19 protein-coding genes are annotated in these 18,746 nt (G+C 58.1%); 7 read left to right on the top strand and 12 right to left on the bottom strand.

What is annotated here, in order from left to right:
* Positions 1 to 10: 10 nt before the first annotated feature.
* From ubiE to udp, 3 genes are all read right to left on the bottom strand, one after another.
* Positions 11 to 766, bottom strand: coding sequence for a bifunctional demethylmenaquinone methyltransferase/2-methoxy-6-polyprenyl-1,4-benzoquinol methylase UbiE (gene ubiE, locus AFK67_RS01475; RefSeq protein ID WP_007704556.1), 756 nt, complete (start codon positions 764 to 766; stop codon positions 11 to 13).
* An 89-nt stretch (positions 767 to 855) separates the two neighbouring features.
* Positions 856 to 2,289 carry a DNA recombination protein RmuC gene (gene rmuC, locus AFK67_RS01470; RefSeq protein WP_007717147.1) on the bottom strand — a complete coding sequence of 478 codons (1,434 nt, stop codon included), beginning with the start codon at positions 2,287 to 2,289 and terminating at the stop codon, positions 856 to 858.
* Positions 2,290 to 2,434: 145 nt separating this feature from the next.
* Positions 2,435 to 3,190, bottom strand: coding sequence for a uridine phosphorylase (gene udp, locus AFK67_RS01465; RefSeq protein WP_007717145.1), 756 nt, complete (start codon positions 3,188 to 3,190; stop codon positions 2,435 to 2,437).
* Positions 3,191 to 3,450: 260 nt separating this feature from the next.
* Between udp and AFK67_RS01460 the strand changes: the two genes are divergently transcribed.
* Positions 3,451 to 4,269, top strand: coding sequence for a dienelactone hydrolase family protein (locus AFK67_RS01460; RefSeq protein WP_007717139.1), 819 nt, complete (start codon positions 3,451 to 3,453; stop codon positions 4,267 to 4,269).
* Positions 4,270 to 4,431: 162 nt separating this feature from the next.
* Here AFK67_RS01460 and metE read toward each other — a convergent pair whose 3' ends face one another.
* Positions 4,432 to 6,693, bottom strand: coding sequence for a 5-methyltetrahydropteroyltriglutamate--homocysteine S-methyltransferase (gene metE, locus AFK67_RS01455; protein WP_007717137.1), 2,262 nt, complete (start codon positions 6,691 to 6,693; stop codon positions 4,432 to 4,434).
* Positions 6,694 to 6,970: 277 nt separating this feature from the next.
* Between metE and metR the strand changes: the two genes are divergently transcribed.
* The gene (metR, locus tag AFK67_RS01450; RefSeq protein ID WP_007717134.1) at positions 6,971 to 7,924 is read left to right on the top strand and encodes an HTH-type transcriptional regulator MetR; all 954 of its coding nucleotides are present in this window, start codon (positions 6,971 to 6,973) and stop codon (positions 7,922 to 7,924) included.
* Here metR and AFK67_RS01445 read toward each other — a convergent pair.
* The 3 genes from AFK67_RS01445 to pldB form a co-directional block, all read right to left on the bottom strand.
* Positions 7,812 to 8,711, bottom strand: coding sequence for a carboxylate/amino acid/amine transporter (locus AFK67_RS01445; RefSeq protein ID WP_032966881.1), 900 nt, complete (start codon positions 8,709 to 8,711; stop codon positions 7,812 to 7,814). The genes metR and AFK67_RS01445 overlap by 113 nt on opposite strands.
* 111 nt (positions 8,712 to 8,822) lie before the next feature.
* Entirely contained in the window at positions 8,823 to 9,623 is an 801-nt protein-coding gene (gene yigL / locus AFK67_RS01440) for a sugar/pyridoxal phosphate phosphatase YigL (RefSeq protein WP_007717132.1), read from the bottom strand.
* A gap of 49 nt (positions 9,624 to 9,672) precedes the next feature.
* The gene (pldB, locus tag AFK67_RS01435; protein ID WP_007717131.1) at positions 9,673 to 10,665 is read right to left on the bottom strand and encodes a lysophospholipase L2; all 993 of its coding nucleotides are present in this window, start codon (positions 10,663 to 10,665) and stop codon (positions 9,673 to 9,675) included.
* A 109-nt stretch (positions 10,666 to 10,774) separates the two neighbouring features.
* On the opposite strand from pldB, the gene rhtB reads away from it, so the two are divergent.
* The gene (gene rhtB, locus AFK67_RS01430) at positions 10,775 to 11,395 is read left to right on the top strand and encodes a homoserine/homoserine lactone efflux protein (RefSeq protein ID WP_007717130.1); all 621 of its coding nucleotides are present in this window, start codon (positions 10,775 to 10,777) and stop codon (positions 11,393 to 11,395) included.
* Here the strand turns inward: rhtB and rhtC are convergent, their stop codons facing one another.
* The 3 genes from rhtC to pldA form a co-directional block, all read right to left on the bottom strand.
* Positions 11,396 to 12,016 carry a threonine export protein RhtC gene (gene rhtC, locus AFK67_RS01425; RefSeq protein ID WP_007717128.1) on the bottom strand — a complete coding sequence of 207 codons (621 nt, stop codon included), beginning with the start codon at positions 12,014 to 12,016 and terminating at the stop codon, positions 11,396 to 11,398.
* Between the two features lie 58 nt (positions 12,017 to 12,074).
* Positions 12,075 to 13,904 carry an ATP-dependent DNA helicase RecQ gene (recQ, locus tag AFK67_RS01420; RefSeq protein WP_007717122.1) on the bottom strand — a complete coding sequence of 610 codons (1,830 nt, stop codon included), beginning with the start codon at positions 13,902 to 13,904 and terminating at the stop codon, positions 12,075 to 12,077.
* Between the two features lie 67 nt (positions 13,905 to 13,971).
* Complete coding sequence (pldA, locus tag AFK67_RS01415; RefSeq protein ID WP_007717116.1) at positions 13,972 to 14,841, bottom strand: phospholipase A; 870 nt, start codon at positions 14,839 to 14,841, stop codon at positions 13,972 to 13,974.
* A 179-nt stretch (positions 14,842 to 15,020) separates the two neighbouring features.
* Between pldA and yigI the strand changes: the two genes are divergently transcribed.
* From yigI to AFK67_RS01395, 4 genes are all read left to right on the top strand, one after another.
* A complete protein-coding gene (gene yigI, locus AFK67_RS01410; RefSeq protein WP_007717106.1) occupies positions 15,021 to 15,491 on the top strand; it encodes an acyl-CoA thioesterase YigI in 471 nt (156 codons plus the stop codon).
* Positions 15,492 to 15,543: 52 nt separating this feature from the next.
* Positions 15,544 to 16,437 carry an EamA family transporter RarD gene (rarD, locus tag AFK67_RS01405; protein WP_007717103.1) on the top strand — a complete coding sequence of 298 codons (894 nt, stop codon included), beginning with the start codon at positions 15,544 to 15,546 and terminating at the stop codon, positions 16,435 to 16,437.
* 184 nt (positions 16,438 to 16,621) lie between these two features.
* Positions 16,622 to 17,008, top strand: a complete 387-nt coding sequence (locus tag AFK67_RS01400; RefSeq protein ID WP_032966878.1) for a hypothetical protein — start codon at positions 16,622 to 16,624, stop codon at positions 17,006 to 17,008.
* Positions 17,009 to 17,065: 57 nt separating this feature from the next.
* Positions 17,066 to 17,470: a DUF2628 domain-containing protein gene (locus AFK67_RS01395; protein ID WP_007717099.1), complete on the top strand. Its 405-nt coding sequence runs from the start codon at positions 17,066 to 17,068 to the stop codon at positions 17,468 to 17,470.
* 56 nt (positions 17,471 to 17,526) lie between these two features.
* Here the strand turns inward: AFK67_RS01395 and corA are convergent, their stop codons facing one another.
* Positions 17,527 to 18,477, bottom strand: coding sequence for a magnesium/cobalt transporter CorA (gene corA, locus AFK67_RS01390; RefSeq protein ID WP_007671093.1), 951 nt, complete (start codon positions 18,475 to 18,477; stop codon positions 17,527 to 17,529).
* A 152-nt stretch (positions 18,478 to 18,629) separates the two neighbouring features.
* Complete coding sequence (gene ysgD / locus AFK67_RS23605; protein ID WP_366927576.1) at positions 18,630 to 18,686, bottom strand: YsgD/CorL family protein; 57 nt, start codon at positions 18,684 to 18,686, stop codon at positions 18,630 to 18,632.
* Between the last annotated feature and the right edge of the window lie 60 nt (positions 18,687 to 18,746).

Below are 18,746 nucleotides of genomic sequence, written 5' to 3'. Positions count from 1 at the left end.
CGGCACCTCCTCAGAATTTGTAGCCGCGATGCAGCGCTACGATCCCGCCGGTCATGTTGTAGTAGTTGACGTTCTCAAAGCCCGCGTCGTTCATCATCGCCTTCAGGGTTTCCTGATCAGGATGCATGCGGATAGATTCGGCGAGATAACGATAGCTGCCAGCGTCTTTAGCCACCAGTTCGCCAACGCGCGGCAGAATATGGAAAGAGTAAGCGTCATACGCTTTGTTCAGCGGCTCAAATACCGGTTTGGAGAACTCCAGCACCAGCAGACGACCACCCGGCTTCAGCACGCGAAACATGGAGCGCAGCGCTTTTTCTTTATCGGTGACGTTACGCAGGCCGAAGGAGATAGTGATGCAGTCAAAGGTGTTATCCGGGAACGGCAGCGCTTCTGCATTAGCCTGAACATACTCGACGTTGCCGACGATGCCGGTATTACGCAGCTTTTCGCGGCCCATTTTCAGCATGGAGTCGTTGATATCGGCGAGTACGACTTTGCCGCTCTCGCCCACCAGACGGGAAAATTTGGCGGTCAGATCGCCGGTGCCGCCCGCCAGGTCTAGCACCTTCTGGCCGCGACGCACGCCGCTGCAATCGATAGTGAAGCGCTTCCACAGACGATGAATGCCAAACGACATCAGGTCGTTCATGACATCATATTTCGCCGCCACGGAGTGGAAGACCTGCGCCACCATATCCGCTTTTTGCTCTTTCGCTACGGTCTGAAAGCCAAAGTGCGTTGTATCTTGTGAATCTTCAACCATCTCAGTGCCTGCTTATCAAGGAAATGTTTGTGAAGTGTAACAGATTGGCCGCAATTGCCCTACGATTCAAGGCGGCATTGCCGCGCCGCTCAGCGCTCGCCCGCGACGCGAAACGCCGCTAAGTGGCTGTTTTCATCGGGAGCGTTAGTAAGCGCGTCGGCATCGGGGAGCGCAAACGCCTCTTCGTCCTGCGTCGCCTGTTCGACCAAATCCGGATTAATCTCGCGCTTCACCTCGACGCCCATCCCGCGGAACGCCTCCGCCTGCGCGAGCAGATTGCCGCGCCCGGTGGTGAGCTTTTTCATCGCCTGCCGGTAGCTGTCGCTGGCTTTGTCGAGGTTCTGACCGATGGCGCTCATGTCGTCCACGAACAGCCGCATTTTGTCGTACAGGCGGCTCGCGCGATCGGCTATCTGCTGGGCGTTGCGGCTTTGATGCTCATAACGCCAGAGGTTAGAAATGGTGCGCAGCGCCACCAGCAGCGTGGTCGGGCTCACCAGCATAATATTGTTTTTTAACGCCTCGCTGATGAGCTCCGGCTGTTTATCGATAGCCAGTAAAAATGCGGGCTCGACCGGGATAAACATCAGCACGTAATCCAGCGTGCGAAGCCCAGGCAGTTGCTGGTAATCCTTGCGGCCGAGAAGCCGGATATGGTTACGGATTGCGGCGATATGCTCGTTGATGGCCAGATCGCGGCTGTAGTCATCCTCCGCGTTGAAATAACGCTCGTAGGCCACGAGGGTCATTTTAGCGTCAATCACCACATCCTTGCCCTGCGGCAGACGAACAATGACGTCCGGCTGCATGCGGCTGCGGTCGGCAAGCTGAATATTGACCTGCGTTTCATACTCATGCCCTTCGCGCAGGCCTGAGGCCTCCAGCACACGGGCAAGCACCACTTCGCCCCAATTGCCCTGGGCTTTGTTGTCGCCTTTTAACGCGCGCGTCAGGTTGATGGCTTCCTGCGCCATTTGCGCATTCAGCTGCTGAAGATTGCGGATTTCGTGGGCAAGTGTGTGGCGCTCGCGCGCCTCCTGCCCGAAGCTTTCCTGCACCTGGCGGCGAAAGCCGTCGAGCTGCTCACGCAGCGGCGACAGCAGGCCATTAAGGCTCTGGCGGTTTTGCTCGTCGACCTGGCGACGGCTCTGCTCAAAAATACGGTTGGCGAGGTTTTCAAACTGTTCGCTAAGGCGTTGTTCGCTGCTCATCATCTGGCGCAGCTTTTCTTCGGCATGCACCTGCGTGGCTTCAAGCCGCGTAGTGACTTCGCGCAGATCGGATTCCAGCGAACTGTTGATTTCACGCAGGTTGCGCAGCTCGTTATTAAGCAGCTCGCATTCGTCGCGCCAGTGCTGGTTATGCGCCAGCGCCTCGCGAGCGGCGCTTAGCTCGCCATAGATATCGCGCTGCTCCGCCAGCAGCTCCGCTTTCTGTTGGGCCGTGCGCAGGCCCGACATGAGCCAGCCTACCGCAACGCCCGCCAGCGCGACCACCGCTAACACCAGATATGAAATTTCCACCACGCCTCCTGCCTGAACCGCGCATTACGCCAGAGAGGATTGTGCTGTACATAATTCCAGAGGAAAAGCGTTTTTCTGTAAGGCGCGTTATTCCTGCGAGACATTACGCAAAAAGGCCGGCAGAGTGCCGGCCTGAAAGGAACGATCAGAGAAGACGGCGCGCCGCTTCCACCACAATTTTCACCGCGTGGCTTTCGGTTTGTTTCATGGTTTCCGCGTTCGGGATCTCTTGCTGGGTGCGATTGACGATAACGCCCGCCACCATCCCGGCACGCAGGCCCTGGCTTGAACACATGGTCAGCAGCGTAGCGGATTCCATTTCATAGTTCATCACGCCCATCGACTGCCACTCTTTCATGGAGCCGTTAAAGCGGCTCACCACGCGGCCGGAGAAGGTGTCGTAACGCTCCTGGCCTGGATAGAAGGTGTCGGAAGACGCGGTCACGCCGATGTGCGTGGTGGCGCCAACGGCTTTCGCGGCTTCCACCAGCGCGGTGGTGCAGGCGAAATCGGCAACCGCCGGGTATTCCATCGGTGCGAAGTGCAGGCTGGCGCCGTCAAGGCGTACCGACGCGGTGGTGACCAGCACGTCGCCGACGTTGATGTGCGGCTGGATGGCACCGGTGGTGCCCACGCGCAAGAAGGTGCGGATGCCGAGCTGCGCCAGTTCTTCAACAGCGATAGAGGTCGACGGGCCGCCGATGCCGGTGGAGCAAATAATGACCGCTTTGCCGTCAAGCTCGGCGCGCCAGGAGGTGAATTCACGGTGGGAGGCCAGTTTAACCGGCTTATCCATCAGCGCGGCGATCTTTTCCACTCGCTCCGGGTCGCCGGGAACAATCGCAAGCTCTGCACCCTGAAGATCGCTTTTTTTAAGGCCGAGGTGAAAAACATCAGACATAGGTGACTCCTCTGTGGGTCGGTTTGTCAGGAGAAGCAAAACGGTACTTTACAGAACCTTTCCGGCGTTTTTCGTGACCGGATTCACTTCAAAAGAAAGGAGTTGCATTAATTTTCCATTATTTCGTGATAGCGATCACATTCACAACCCGAAAAGCGCGATCACGGCTCTTTAATGCCGAGGTTTGCCACACCCACTCCCGCCGCCTGCAGGCTATAGTTATCGGACGCGCTAAAACAATAACGGGTACGGAGAATGCCATGACCAACACAACTGACCATCCGGCGGGCTTTGCCGCTGCGGTCTCCCCTGTCGCTTCAACGGTAGTTCATACGCCGCAGGATGCCATTATCGCGGGCGAAACCTCGATCCCGACACAGGGCGAAAATATGCCGGCTTATCACGCCCGCCCGCGCGAGGTCGACGGCCCGCTGCCGGTGGTAATCGTGGTGCAGGAGATTTTCGGCGTGCATGAACATATTCGCGATATCTGCCGTCGCCTGGCGCTGGAAGGCTATCTGGCGGTGGCGCCGGAGCTCTATTTCCGTCAGGGCGATCCGAATGACTATGAGGATATCGCGTCGCTGATAAGCAATCTGGTTTCGAAAGTACCGGATGCGCAGGTGCTGGCGGATTTAGACCATGTCGCAAGCTGGGCGTCGCGCAACGGCGGCGACGCGCATCGTCTTACGCTGACGGGCTTCTGCTGGGGCGGTCGCATTGCCTGGCTGTATGCCGCGCATAATCCGCAGCTGAAAGCCGCGGTGGCCTGGTATGGCAAGCTTCTCGGCGATAAGACGCTGAACTCGCCGAAACATCCGGTGGATATCGCGACCGATCTTACCGCGCCGGTGCTGGGCCTGTATGGCGCGCAGGATACCGGCATTCCGCTGGAAAGCGTGGAGACTATGCGCCATGCCCTGCGCGCGGCGAATGCCAGTGCGGAGATCGTGGTTTACCCGGACGCGGGCCACGCGTTTAACGCCGATTATCGCCCGAGTTACCACGAGGCATCCGCGAAAGATGGCTGGGAGCGGATGCTGGCGTGGTTTCAGACATACGGTGGTAAGAAAGGATAAGAAAATCGCCCGGTGAGCCGGGCGATTTTTTGCGTGTGGCGATGGGATACATGGCGGGTGCGCTGCGCTTATCCGCCCTACATAGATGTGAAAGCTGTTTTTCGTAGGGCGGGTAAGCGAAGCGCCGCCCGCTATCATCACTACATCACATCATTACACCGGTTACGCCTGACGCAGGTTCTGCGCCGCTTTCACCATATTGGCAAGGGCCGCGCGGGTCTCCGGCCAGCCGCGGGTTTTCAGGCCGCAATCCGGGTTCACCCACAGACGCGCCTGCGGAATACGCTGCGCGGCTTTCTTCAGCAGCGCTTCAATCCACGCCACGTCCGGCACGTTCGGCGAGTGAATGTCGTACACGCCCGGCCCGATTTCGTTCGGGTATTCAAACTCTTCGAACGACTCCAGTAGCTCCATATCTGAACGTGACGTTTCAATGGTGATCACGTCCGCATCCAGCGCCGCGATAGAGTCCATGATGTCGTTGAACTCGCAATAACACATGTGGGTGTGAATTTGGGTATCGTCCTTCGCGACGGCGGCATTCAGACGAAACGCCTCCACGCCCCAGGCGAGATACGCGTCCCAGTCGCTGCGCTTAAGCGGCAGCCCTTCACGCAGCGCCGGTTCGTCAATCTGGATAATGCCAATGCCTGCGGCTTCGAGGTCCGCGACTTCGTCGCGCAGCGCCAGCGCAATCTGTTTCGCGATGGTTTCGCGAGAGACATCCTCACGCGGGAACGACCAGCACAGGATCGTTACCGGGCCCGTCAGCATCCCTTTCACCGGTTTGTCGGTCAGCGACTGCGCGTATTTCGCCCACTCGACCGTAATCGGCGCCGGACGGCTAATGTCGCCAATCACCACCGGCGGCTTCACGCAGCGGGAGCCGTAGCTCTGCACCCAGCCGTTCTGGGTGAAAACGAAACCATCGAGATGCTCGCCGAAATATTCCACCATGTCGTTACGCTCGGCTTCACCGTGCACCAGCACGTCAAGGCCCAGACGCTCCTGCTCGACGATCGCCTGTTTAATATGTTCCGCGATGCCGGTACGGTAGTTTGCCGCATCCAGATTGCCCTTTTTGAAATCCAGACGCAGGCCGCGAATTTCCGTTGTCTGCGGGAAAGAGCCAATCGTCGTGGTCGGCCAGTCCGGCAGGTTAAAGCGGGCGCGCTGCGCTTCGGCGCGCACCGGGTACGCATGGGCGCGCTGGCTGTCCTGCGGAGTAATCGCCTGCAGGCGCTCCGCCACCGCCGGGTTATGCACGCGGGCCGAGTGTTTACGGGCCTGGATCGGCGCGCTCCACTGGTCGATTTTCGCCGTATCGCCGCTGTTCAGCGCGTCACGCAGCAGCGCCAGCTCCTCACATTTTTGCAGCGCGAAGGCAAACCAGCTTTTCACCTCGGCATCCAGACGGGTCTCGACGCTGAGATCAATCGGGCTGTGCAGCAGCGAGCAGGAAGAGCCGACCCAAAGTTCGCGCTGCCCGGCGACCGCCTTCAACTGCGCATATTTTTCGCTGAGATCGGCGCGCCAGACGTTACGCCCGTTAATCACACCCGCCGAGAGCAGCCACTCCTGCGGCAGGCGACGATGCAGTTCGTTCACGTCGTCATGGCCGTGCACCAGGTCAACATGCAGCCCCTGCACCGGCAGCGCGGTGATAGTGTCGAGATTGTCGCTCACGCCTTCAAAATAGGTGGTGAGCAGCAGTTTAGTCTGGCCTTTCAGCGCCTCGTAAGCCGGTTTGAACGCCTCAAGCCACGCCTGCGGCAGCTCCAGCACCAGCGCCGGTTCGTCAATCTGCACCCACTGGATGCCGCGCTTCGCAAGCTCCGCCAGCACCTGCTGGTAGACAGGCAGGATCTCGTTCAGCAGCGAGAGACGATCAAAGTGTTCGCCCTTCACTTTGCCAAGCCACAGGTAAGTGACCGGGCCCAGCAGCACCGGCTTAACGTGGTGGCCGAGCGCCAGCGCTTCGTCCACTTCGTCCAGCAGCTGCGTCCAGGTCAGCGCAAACTGCTGGCCTTTGGTGAATTCCGGCACCATGTAGTGATAGTTGGTGTTAAACCATTTCGTCATTTCGGCAGCGGCGGCGGGCTCGCCGGTTGGCGCGCGGCCACGGCCAATGCGGAACAGGGTATCAATATCGACGGTGCCGTCGGCGTTCTGATGGCGCGCCGGAACGTTACCGAGCAGCAGGCTGGTGGTCAGAACATGATCGTACCAGGCGAAATCCCCCACCGGCAGCAGATCGATTCCCGCCGCTTTTTGCTGCTCCCAGTGGCGTGCGCGCAGCTCGCGGCCCACCGCCAGTAACTCTTCACGCGTGCTCTTGCCCGCCCAGTAGCTCTCTTGCGCTTTTTTCAGTTCGCGACGCAGGCCGACGCGGGGAAAACCGAGGGTGTGATTATGGATAGTCATGATGTTCTGCCTCTCTTAAGAATGAGTCGTCAGGAGATGAATCTGTTCGTCTGATCTTCTTAATTAATCCGTGTGTATTTCGGATTTCGGGAAGGCGGCAAGCTGGGGAATCCCCGGGAGCTTACTGAAGTAAGTGACCGGGGCGAGCCAGTGCAGCCAACGCACCAGAAATTCGAAAGACGACGGATTTGGACGTCCAGATGTTTACACATCCATAATTGGCAGTTACTGTATATTCCTCAAGCGCAAAATGTTCATGGCCAAGTGAAGGACTTTCATGATCGAGATAAAACACCTGCGAACGCTCCAGGCGCTGCGCAATTGCGGCTCGCTGGCGGCGGCGGCGGCCTCGCTGCATCAGACCCAATCGGCTCTTTCACACCAGTTCAGCGATCTGGAGCAGCGTCTTGGCTTCCGGCTGTTTGTGCGTAAAAGCCAGCCGCTGCGCTTTACGCCGCAGGGCGAGATCCTGCTGCAGCTGGCAGCGCAGGTGCTGCCGCAGATTAGCCGCGCGTTGCAGGCGTGCAACGAACCGCAGCAGACGCGGCTGCGCATCGCGATTGAGTGCCACAGCTGCATTCAGTGGCTGGCCCCGGCGCTGGAGGCGTTTCGCCAGCGCTGGCCGCAGGTGGAGATGGATTTCAAATCGGGCGTGACGTTTGACCCGCAGCCCGCGCTGCAGCAGGACGAACTCGATCTGGTGCTGACCTCGGACATCTTGCCGCGCAGCGGCCTGCACTATTCGCCGATGTTTGATTTTGAAGTGCGTCTGGTGGTCGCGCCGGATCATCCGCTGGCGACCAAAGCCCAGGTGACGCCGGAAGATTTCGCCAGCGAAACGCTGCTGATTTACCCCGTGCAGCGCAGCCGCCTTGACGTCTGGCGTCACTTTTTACAGCCTGCGGGCGTCAGCCCGACGCTGAAAAGCGTCGATAACACGCTGCTGCTGATCCAGATGGTGTCGGCACGTATGGGCATTGCCGCCCTGCCGCACTGGGTCGTGGAGAATTTCGAGCGTCAGGGGCTGGTGGTGACGCGCGCGCTGGGCGACGGATTATGGAGCCGGCTGTACGCTGCGGTGCGAGATGGCGAGCAGCGTCAGCCGGTGACGGAGGCGTTTATTCAGCAGGCGCGTCAGCACGCCTGTGATTCACTGCCGTTTGTGCGGAGCGCGGCGCGACCCAGCGTCGGTGGACCCATAGAGAAGCCACTATCACCGCTCCCCCAATGATAAAGCTCGGCCAGTGGGGCTGCTCCTGCCAGATGGCGAGGTTGACCAGCAGCCCGGCGGGCACATGCACGTTATTCATAATGCCGAGCGTGCCGGCGTCCACCTGCGTGGCGCCGTAGTTCCACATGAAATATCCCAGCCCGGACGCCGCGACGCCAAGCCACACCAGAATGCCCCATTGCAGGCCGGTGGTCGGCAGCTTCTGCGGGTTGCCGAGCGCAAACCAGGCGATGACCGCCACCACAAACGCCCCAAGATAGAACCACGAAAACGCGCTGTGCTGCGGCATCGGGTGCGTCTCCATCAGGCGTTTATAGCCCACCATCCCGATGGCGAAACTGATATTCGCCAGCTGTACCAGCATCAGCCCGGTCCAGAAGTGATCGCTCACTTTGTCATAGCGGATGATCGCCGCGCCAATGACCGCCAGACCCGCGCTTAACGCGTAGCCCCAGCGCAGCGGGCGACGACTCAGCAGATCGTAAATCAGCGTGATATAGAGCGGCGTCAGAACGGTAAACAGCAGAAATTCCGAGACGGTGAGGTAAAGATAAGCCCGGAAGCTGAACAGGTACATCACGCCCAGCTGCAGCGCGCCCACCAGCATATAGAGCGAAAGCGTTTTCAGGCTCTGGCCACGGGTGCGTAAAAACGGCAGAAACACCAGCGCCGCCAGCCCGACGCGCATCAGCACGGAAAAGTAGCTGTCCACATGGCCCGCGAGGTATTCGCCGATCAGGCTAAAAGAGAAGGCCCACAGGATCGTGGTGATGATGAGTAACGCCACAATAATCATCTCAAAGAAAACAAAGAGAGGCATTGTAGCGAAGCTGCTGGCGAAAAGTTGCACTATTTGGTTGACAAGTGGTTACCGATAAACCACTTGTCATCCGAAAAATTACGCGAGGAAAAGTTTACGCAGGTAGTGCGGTACGGCATCTTCGGCGTTCGTGCCGATAACTTCCAGCTCCGGCAACAGGTCTTTGAGACGCTGATGGGCATTGCCCATAATGCAGCCTTTGCCTGCCATGGAGAGCATTTCCGCGTCGTTCATGCCGTCGCCGAACGCGATGCAGGACTCCAGCCCATAGCCCATCGCTTTGGCGACCGCTTCCAGCGCATGGCCTTTAGACACGCCGCCCGCCATGACTTCAAGACAAGTAAGCGTCGAAAAGCTGACATTGACGCGATCGCCCCAGCGGGCGTTGATAGCCTGCTCCAGCGGCAGCAGTTTTTCATGCACGTCGCAGGTGAAGAAGACTTTACTGACGCCCTGAGGCTCCAGCAACGCCGGTTCAAACAGCGAATATTTAAAGACGGCCTCTTTAAAATATTTCAACTCGTCCGGGCGTTCGCGGCTCATAAACCACTCGTCGTCGCGATAAACGTTGGTGATGATATCCGGGTTGTCGCGCACCACGCCGAACAGATCGGCGGCGATATCGGTGTCGAGATTATGGGTGAAGACCAGATTGCCGTCGGTGTCGTGCACCCGCGCGCCGTTGGAGGTGATCATATAGGCCTTGATCTCAAGGCCGTCGCGGATCTGCCCAACGTCGATATGGTGGCGGCCCGTCGCGAAAACAAAATTCACGCCGCGGGCGGTGAGTAATTTGAGCGTTTGTTTGGCAAACGGCGTCAGTGCATGGTCAGGGGCTAAGAGTGTGCCGTCTAAATCAGACGCAACGACCTGATACATAATAAAGAAAACCTCTGGTGGAGCGACCAGACGCTCCGGTCGCGAGTAATCAGTTATGCTCGTCGAAGAAATCGACAATGGCATTCAGCGCTTCGGCGCGCATGGCGTCCTGCTCAAACAGGATCTCATGGTACGCGCCTTTAATGACGTAAGGTTTACCCCCCCAACACGGGTGGCCCGCCGCGGCGCGAAGTTCACAGAAGCGGTCGTGCGAGCGGTTATCCACCACACGTTCCAGTTCTGCCTGGAGTAACAATAGCGGCGTGGTGCTGTCGGTGGCCCCCGCCAGCACCTGTTCTCCTGCCTGGATGCCTTCCCGTACCCAGTGGTATGTCGGCCCGCCGACGCGCAGCTGCGGTTCGTCGGCATAAAAACGTAAATTGCGCCGGTAACGCGCGTGGCTGTGGGTCAGCACGTTGAGGCTAAAAGGCAGCGGCCGCCAGCGTCCGGTGCCCATGGCGTAGCCGTCGCGCAGCGACGGATACTCTTCTGCCCAGTCGAGAATTGAGCGCAGCATCCAGTCCGGCAGGCGGATAATAATGCCGAACATCGGCGCGCACAGCGCCACGGCATCAAACGCTTTGGGGTTACGCAGTTGAAACAGCGTCCCAATCGCCCCGCCCATTGAATGCGCCAGCAGATAGCGCTTACGCCACGGCCCTGTCGCGACCTCCTGCTGCCAGAAGCGCTCGAAATCATCGACATAATCGCTGAAGTTCACGACGTGGCCGCGGTGCGGATCGTCAAGCAGACGTCCGGAACGCCCTTGCCCACGGTGGTCGATGATCAACACATCAAACCCGCAGTGGAACAGATCGTAAGCGAGTTCCGCATATTTTACGTAGGATTCAATGCGCCCGGGGCAGACGACGATAACGCGATCGTGGTTTTCGGCACGAAAACGCACAAAGCGCACCGGAATATCATCCACCCCTAAAAATTCGTCTTCTTCACGCTGCTGCCAGAACGCCGTCAGCGGCCCCATGGTGAACGCCGCGAATCCTGTTTCCCGTGAAAACCAACCGTTCCTGTGTCTGGTCATGGTCCTTATTGCTCCGCATCCACGCCTGTCCGGGCTTTTTTGTGATTCGTAGCACATACCTCAACAATAGCGTATTGTGGCATAAAAGTGCGCAATCAGGGAGCTTCGCATGACCTTCGAGTGGTGGTGTACCTACCTTCTGACAACCCTTATTCTCAGCCTCTCGCCGGGTTCCGGCGCGATTAACACCATGAGCACCGCCATCAGTCACGGGTATCGCGGCGCGGCGGCATCCATCGCCGGGCTACAGACCGGTCTGGCGCTGCATATCGTGCTGGTGGGTATCGGGCTGGGCGCGCTGTTTTCCCGCTCGCTGATGGCATTCGAAGTGCTGAAATGGGCGGGGGCGGCGTATCTCATCTGGCTTGGCATTCAGCAGTGGCGCGCCGCGGGCGCTATCGATCTTAACGCGCTGGCGCAAAGCCAGCCGCGCAGCAAACTCTTTAAGCGCGCGGTGTTCGTGAATCTCACCAACCCGAAAAGCATCGTGTTCCTCGCCGCGCTGTTCCCGCAGTTTATTGTGCCGCACCAGCCGCAGGTGATGCAGTACGTGGTGCTCGGCGTGACGACCGTGGTGGTGGATATCATCGTGATGATTGGCTATGCGACGCTTGCGACGCGTATCGGCGGCTGGATCAAAGGCCCGCATCAGATGAAGGCCCTGAATAAGGTGTTTGGTTCGCTGTTTATGCTGGTCGGCGCGCTGCTTGCTACCGCGCGCCGCGCCTGATTAGCGAGAGAGAATAAGATGGATGCCAAAGCCGGTGAACAGCGCGCCGGCCATGCCGTCGATCCACTTCGCGAGGCGCTGGTAGCCGCGACGCATTTTCGGCAGCGCAAAGACGCTCGCCACCAGCGCAAACCACGCGAAGGTTTCCAGCGCTATCAGCACGAAGATGCCCCAGCGCGCGCTGGTGCCGACGCTGTCGCTGACAAACAGTGAAAACACGCTGCCGAAGTAAATCACCGCCTTCGGGTTCGCCAGGTTGGTGAGCATCCCTTTCAGGAAACTGCGCCCGCGCGCGGCCAGCTCTACCGGCGGCGCCTCGTTCGTCGCGGCGCTTTTCTTCAGCGCCCCGCGCAGCATCTGATACCCCATCCAGCACAGATAAAGCCCGCCGCCCACCACAATGATGTTATGCAGCCAGGCCATTTTTTCGAGGATGAGATGCAGGCCGAGCAGCGCCACGCCGGACCAGACCATGACGCCGGCGGTAATGCCCAGCACGCCCATCAGCGCCTCTTTGCGCGAGCGGCTGGCCGCCGTTTGCGAGACGAAAAAGAAGTCGGGGCCGGGGCTTGCGAGCGCCACCAGATGTACCATCGCGACGGTAAAGAACAGCGTTAACATAGGAGTTTGCCAGGTAAAATCAGAGAACATTCATCCTGGCATGTTTGCGCGGGGCTGACTACTCTTCGTCGTCGCCGTCTACGTGCTCGCGAATGAGCGTCATAAACGGCCTGCCGAAGCGCTCCAGTTTGCGGGTGCCGACGCCGTTAATACCGAGCATTTCGCCAGGGCTGAGCGGCATCTGCTCGGCCATTTCAATCAGCGTCGCGTCGTTAAAGACGACATACGGCGGAATATTCTCTTCATCGGCGATGGCTTTACGCAGTTTGCGCAGTTTGGCGAACAGCTTACGGTCGTAATTGCCGCCGTAGGATTTCTGCGCCACGCGCGGTTTCAGGGCCGCCACGCGCGGTACCGCCAGCATCAGCGGGGCTTCGCCGCGCAGGAACGGACGCGCCGCTTCGGTGAGCTGGAGCGCCGAGTGCTGCGCGATATTCTGCATCACCACGCCCAGATGAATGAGCTGACGGATAACGCTGACCCAGTGCTCCTGGCTTTGATCGCGCCCGATGCCGTACACCTTGAGTTTGTCGTGCCCGAGCTCGCGGATGCGCTGGTTATTCGCCCCGCGCAGCACTTCCACCACATATCCCATACCAAAGCGCTGCTCGACGCGCGCGATAGCCGACAGCGCTTTCTGCGCGTCCACCAGCCCGTCATAGCGGCGCGGCGGATCGAGACAGATATCGCAGTTGCCGCACGGCGCCTGGCGCCCTTCGCCGAAGTAATTGAGCAGCACCAGACGGCGGCAGGTTTGCGCCTCGGCGAACGCGCCCATCGCGTTAAGCTTATGGCGCTCGATATCCTGAAGCGGGCCGGGCGCTTTTTCTTCCAGGCAGCGGCGTAGCCAGGCCATGTCCGCCGGATCGTAAAACAGCATCGCTTCAGCAGGCAGGCCGTCGCGCCCGGCGCGGCCCGTCTCCTGATAGTAAGATTCGATATTGCGGGGAATATCGAAGTGCACCACAAAGCGCACGTTGGGCTTGTTGATGCCCATGCCGAACGCCACGGTCGCCACGACGATTTGTAAGTCGTCGCGCTGGAATTTTTCCTGTACCGAGGCGCGTACCTCGTGCTCAAGCCCTGCGTGGTAGGCGGCGGCGCTGATGCCGCGGCTTTGCAGACGCGCGGCGGTGTCTTCTACTTTCGCGCGGCTGTTGCAGTAGATGATGCCCGATTTACCGCGCTGTTCCTGGACATAACGCATCAGCTGATCGAGCGGTTTGAATTTCTCCATCAGCATGTAGCGGATATTCGGCCGGTCAAAGCTGCTGATTTCAATCAGCGGATCCTCAAGGCCCAGCAGGCGTACGATATCGCGCCGCGTGGTGTCGTCCGCCGTGGCGGTGAGCGCCATAAAGGGCACCGCCGGGAAGCGCGCGCGAAGCTGGCCGAGCGCCGCGTATTCCGGGCGGAAATCGTGGCCCCACTGCGAAATGCAGTGCGCCTCGTCCACCGCGACCATCGCCAGGTTCCAGTAGCTCAGGCTATCGATGAAGTTATCCATCATCAGCCTTTCCGGTGCGATATACAGCAGACGCACCTGCCCGCTACGACAGCCCGCCATCACGGCCTGCTGCTCGTCGCGGCTCTGCGTCGAGTTCAGGCACGCCGCCGCCACGCCGTTCGCGAGCAGCTGATCGACCTGATCTTTCATTAAGGAAATAAGCGGAGAAACCACCACGGTCAGACCGGTTTTCACCAGCGCCGGGATTTGATAACACAGCGATTTGCCGCCACCGGTGGGCATCACCACCAGGCAGTCGCGCCCTTCAAGCACCGCGTCGATAATGGTGGCCTGGCCTGGACGGAACTGCTGATAGCCAAAGGTTTCCTGTAAAACCTGCTTAGCCAGCGTTTCCTGACTGTAAACTTCCGCCTGCGCCACACTCACTCCAGATACTGAAAATAAAACAGGCGCTATTTTCAGCGCCTGCGTCGGAAACTGCAATGCCTCAGAAGAGATCGTTAAGCATAACCCCAAAGCCAAAGCGAGTCTGGCTAAAGTTGTAATCAATTAACGATTCGCCGTAGCCGCTGTAGAGCTGCGTATAGAGACGCACATGTCTCGTTATCGGGTAGCTTAAGCCAAGCTCGGCGCCGCCGTAGCCTGTGTTCCAGTTATACTGGCCCTTCACGCTCCAGATAGCCTCGCCCCACTGGTAACCCACCTTGAGCTGGTAGTAACCCATGTACTTGGTGATATCCGGGTTGTCATCGGTATTGCCCAGCACATACCACGGCTTCACTTCCACCAGCCAGTTGTCGTTTTGCGCCATCAGACGGGCGTAAGCGCGGTTCCAGCTGCGGGAGGTCGGGTCGGAGCGGCCGTTGGACTGATGGTTAAAGCCCACTTCCACGTCGCGCAGCGTCCAGCCGGCGAGCTGATAATCGGTCGCGAAACCTAAGAACAGCTGCGGCTCGTAGTTGGTCTCACGAAACGGCGACGACTGACCGCTGTTGGAGAGCTGCCACCAGGATTTCTGAGTATAAGACGCGCCCAGTACTGAGTTCGGCCCCACAATGCCCCGCCAGAACGGGAACGCCAGGCTCAGCTGAAACTTCACTTCATCTTTACGCGCGTTATCTGCCCAGTCGTAAGACTTGATCGCTTCTTTATTGAGATCGTCGGTGACGGTATAGAGCACATAGTTGCTCTCGTACGGGTAGAGCGTAAACGGGTTATCGTGCTCCTGAAGCAGGTTGGCGATAATGCTGCCGCGAACGGCAGGCGCATCATGCACCTCTTTAATCGTCGCTTCCTGTGCTAATGCTGTGCATGGCAGCAACGTTGCCGCCATAAAACAACCCAGAAACGTGCGCATCGGCAGTGTTCTCCTGAACAAATATTTCGATGATGAATTATTATCCGGCAGCCATTCTACATATTTATTTCGCGTCTGCTTAGTCCTGCTTTCTTAAACTGGAAAGCAACAAATGGGAAGCATAAAATCAACATTCCTTTAACCTTGTGTGCCATCCCTTTTTGGTCGAGGAATTCATCATGTCCGCAACCCTGCTGACTGCGCAAGAAGCTCTGCAACTGGTCGGCGAAATCTTTGTTTATCACATGCCCTTTAACCGCGCCCTCGGGCTGGAGCTGGAACGTTACGAGAAGGAATACGCCCAGCTCGCGTTCAATAACCAGCCGATGCTGGTGGGTAACTGGGCGCAGAGCATTCTGCACGGCGGGGCGATTGCGTCGGCGCTGGATGTGGCGGCGGGTCTGGTGTGCGTCGGCAGCACGCTGACGCGCCACGACAGTATCAGCGAGGAAGAACTGCGCCAGCGGCTGTCCCGCATGGGTACTATCGACATGCGCGTCGATTACCTTCGCCCCGGCCGCGGCCAGCGCTTTACGGCCTCCAGCACGCTGCTGCGCGCGGGCAATAAAGTCGCGGTGGCGCGTGTGGAATTACATAACGAAGAGCAGGTTTATATCGCCAGCGCCACGGCCACCTATATGGTGGGGTAACCTGCGCAATACTGATAAACTGCTCACACTTTTATCGAGCCAAGAGTTTCACATGGATGCTAAACAGACGCGTCAGGGCGTGTTATTCGCGCTTGCCGCTTATTTTATCTGGGGCATTGCGCCCGCCTATTTCAAGCTGATTCAGGCGGTTCCCGCCGATGAGATCCTGACGCACCGCGTTATTTGGTCATTCTTCTTTATGCTGGCGTTAATTAGCCTGAGCCGCCAGTGGGGCTCGGTAAAACGCTTATTCGCCACGCCGAAAAAGGTGTTCAGTCTGGCGCTCAGCGCTGTACTGGTGGGCGGCAACTGGTTGCTGTTTATCTGGTCGGTGAATAATCATCATCTGCTGGAAGCAAGCCTCGGCTATTTCATTAACCCGTTGGTGAACGTGCTGCTGGGGATGATTTTCCTCGGCGAGCGTTTTCGCCGGATGCAGTGGCTGGCGGTACTACTGGCCGCCTGCGGCGTGCTGGTGCAGCTCTGGACATTCGGCTCGCTGCCGGTTATCGCGCTCGGCCTTGCCTTTAGCTTCGCCTTCTACGGCCTGGTGCGTAAAAAGATCATGGTAGATGCGCAAACCGGCATGCTGATGGAAACCCTGTGGCTGCTGCCAGTCGCGGCGATTTACCTGTTCGGCATCGCCGACAGCCCCACCAGCCACATGGGCAGCAACCCGTGGTCGCTGAATCTGCTGCTGATGGCCGCAGGCGTCGTCACGACCATTCCGCTGCTCTGCTTTACCGCCGCCGCGACGCGCTTGCGTCTCTCCACGCTCGGCTTTTTCCAGTACATCGGCCCGACGCTGATGTTTCTGCTGGCCGTCGCCTTTTATGATGAAGTCCCGGGCCCGGATAAAATGGTGACCTTCGGGTTTATCTGGCTGGCGCTGGCGATATTTATTATGGATGCGCTGTATACCCAACGGCGTTTGCGTCGTAGTTAAGCACGTACTGCCGCAGCAGGGCGTTAGTTCGCCTTGCTGTTGGCGCTTACACCATATCCCCCCAACGCTCACCTACTGATATTTGCCGGTCTCGCGCCTTGCAACACAAGGGGCCGTGCTTATAATTCCGCTTTTACGCGTTGAGCCTTCTCCCCGGCAATCAGAAGGCGTTAAAGGTATTTTAATGTCAGCCCTGCTTGCTTTCTTTTTCCCCCCGCGCACGGCCAGAATGCGACGCCTGCCTTATCTGGCATGGCTTATCGGTTTGCTGTTCGGCCTGTGCCTGATACTTGCTATCGCGCCTGACGATGTGGCGCTGGCTCTCGTTTTAATTTCGCCCTTGCTGTATTACCGCGCTGGCGCATTGCGCGCGCGTGACGCCGGGCTGAAAGCGCGCAATTATCTGTTCTATTCACTGGCCATGTGGGTTACCGGGATAGTCATCGCTTATCTGCGAGGTTTCGAGCCAGGCAGCACAGAATACCTGACGTTCGGCGGCAGTTTTCAGGTAGTGATGACGCTGCTGCTGCTGGCCGCACCGGCACCTGCCGTCGCAAAAAAAGCGCAATAAAATCGGGCGGTAATGTCGCTCACCCCAGCAAAATTCAGGCATTAAGGAGCCTTCAGGATGTCCAGCATGGAAAACAATAAAAACCACTACGACTTTATGGCAGACGAGAAGTTAAGCGATAAATGGAAAACGCGCTTTACGTTCATTGAGGAGCATGGTTATCCTGGCGTTCTTTTTCCGACCCCGGAGTGGAGTAGCGCGCTGAAAAAGATGGGCTTTATGGCACGCCTTAAGGTGATGATCAATTTCTTCACTTACTTTTTCTCCTTCATTTATCTGGCTATCCTTGGCCTGTGGAAGAAAAGTATTATTTGCGTGATAGCCTTTTTCATCGTCGGTTTTATTACCGTGCTGCTGGGTATAAAAGGACTGATCTATATCGTACCGATCTATTTTGCCTTACGTACCAACACCTGGTATTACGATCTGAAAGTCAAAGGCAAGCAGGACTGGAGCCTGTAAGGGCCTGCGCATTGCGCCATAAAAAAGCCTCTTCGGTTGAAGAGGCTTTTTTGCATTTACAGCCAGTTCTTACGCTTGAAGTAGAGATAAGGCGCGAGACCGGCCAGCAGCATGGCGACAATCGCGGCGGGATAGCCGTAGCTCCAGTGCAGCTCCGGCATAAACTCGAAGTTCATCCCGTAGCTGGAGGCCACCAGCGTCGGCGGCAGGAACACCACGGACACCACCGAGAAGATTTTGATGATGCGGTTCTGCTCGATATTGATAAAACCCATCGCCGCCTGCATCAGGAAGTTCACCTTCTGGAACAGCGACTCGTTGTGCGGCAACAGGGATTCGATATCGCGCAGGATCTCACGCGCCTGCTCCAGCTGGCCGCCCGGCAGACGCGCCTTGCGCACCAGAAAGTTCAGCGCGCGCTGGGTATCCATCAGACACAGCCGCACCTTCCAGCCGGTATCTTCCAGCTCCGCGAGCGTCGAAAGCGCCTCGTCATATTCATCGCCCTGGTGCCCTTCCATGATAACGCGGCTCAGGTTTTCGAGATCGCTGTAGATGTTTTCTATCTCATCCGCCAGCTGTTCAATTTTGGTTTCAAACAGATCCAGCAGCAGTTCATACGCGTTGCCGTCCATCATCGACTGGCTGCGGGCGCGCATGCGGTAGAGACGAAACGCGGGCAGTTCGCGCTCGCGCAGCGTAAACAGACGACCGTTGCGGATAGTGAACGCCACGGTGGAGTTACCGCCGTGATCTTCCGCGTCTTCATAAAAGAAAAACGAGTGAATGTGCAGCCCGTCTTCATCTTCGAAGAAACGGGCGGAGGCTTCGATATCCTCCAGTTCCGGGCGTGTCGCCAGGCTTTGGTCAAGTTCCGTTTGCACGCGCTGTCGTTCGCTCTCTTCCGGCTCCACCAGATCAATCCAGATGGAATCTTTCAGCGAAACGGCCTCGTCAACTTCGAGGCGGGACAGTTTGTTGTTTTCCAGTTGAAATGCGCTCAGCATGACCGGGACTCCCAAAAAAACAAATTCTGGACAGTTCGGTTGGGCACACAGAAACAGATTGGGTTTCAGACCATTAAACAGCCTGACTCAGCGCGACGGGAGAGAAAACAGTCGCTGACAACCACTAAGGCCATCAGCGTAAGAGGATAGCCTTAGGAGTTGTTCCTGTTTGACAGGGTTTTGAGCCAGCATCTACTGGGTGTGTCCAAGGCGAATGTCCTCTTAGCGTAATCGTGGGCGCATGTTACGCCACCAAAAATTAGGCGTCA

Source organism: Cronobacter dublinensis subsp. dublinensis LMG 23823 (genome assembly GCF_001277235.1).
GTDB lineage: Bacteria > Pseudomonadota > Gammaproteobacteria > Enterobacterales > Enterobacteriaceae > Cronobacter > Cronobacter dublinensis.
Note: the sequence above shows the minus strand (reverse complement) of the source record. Positions and strands in the feature narration are given on the sequence as shown.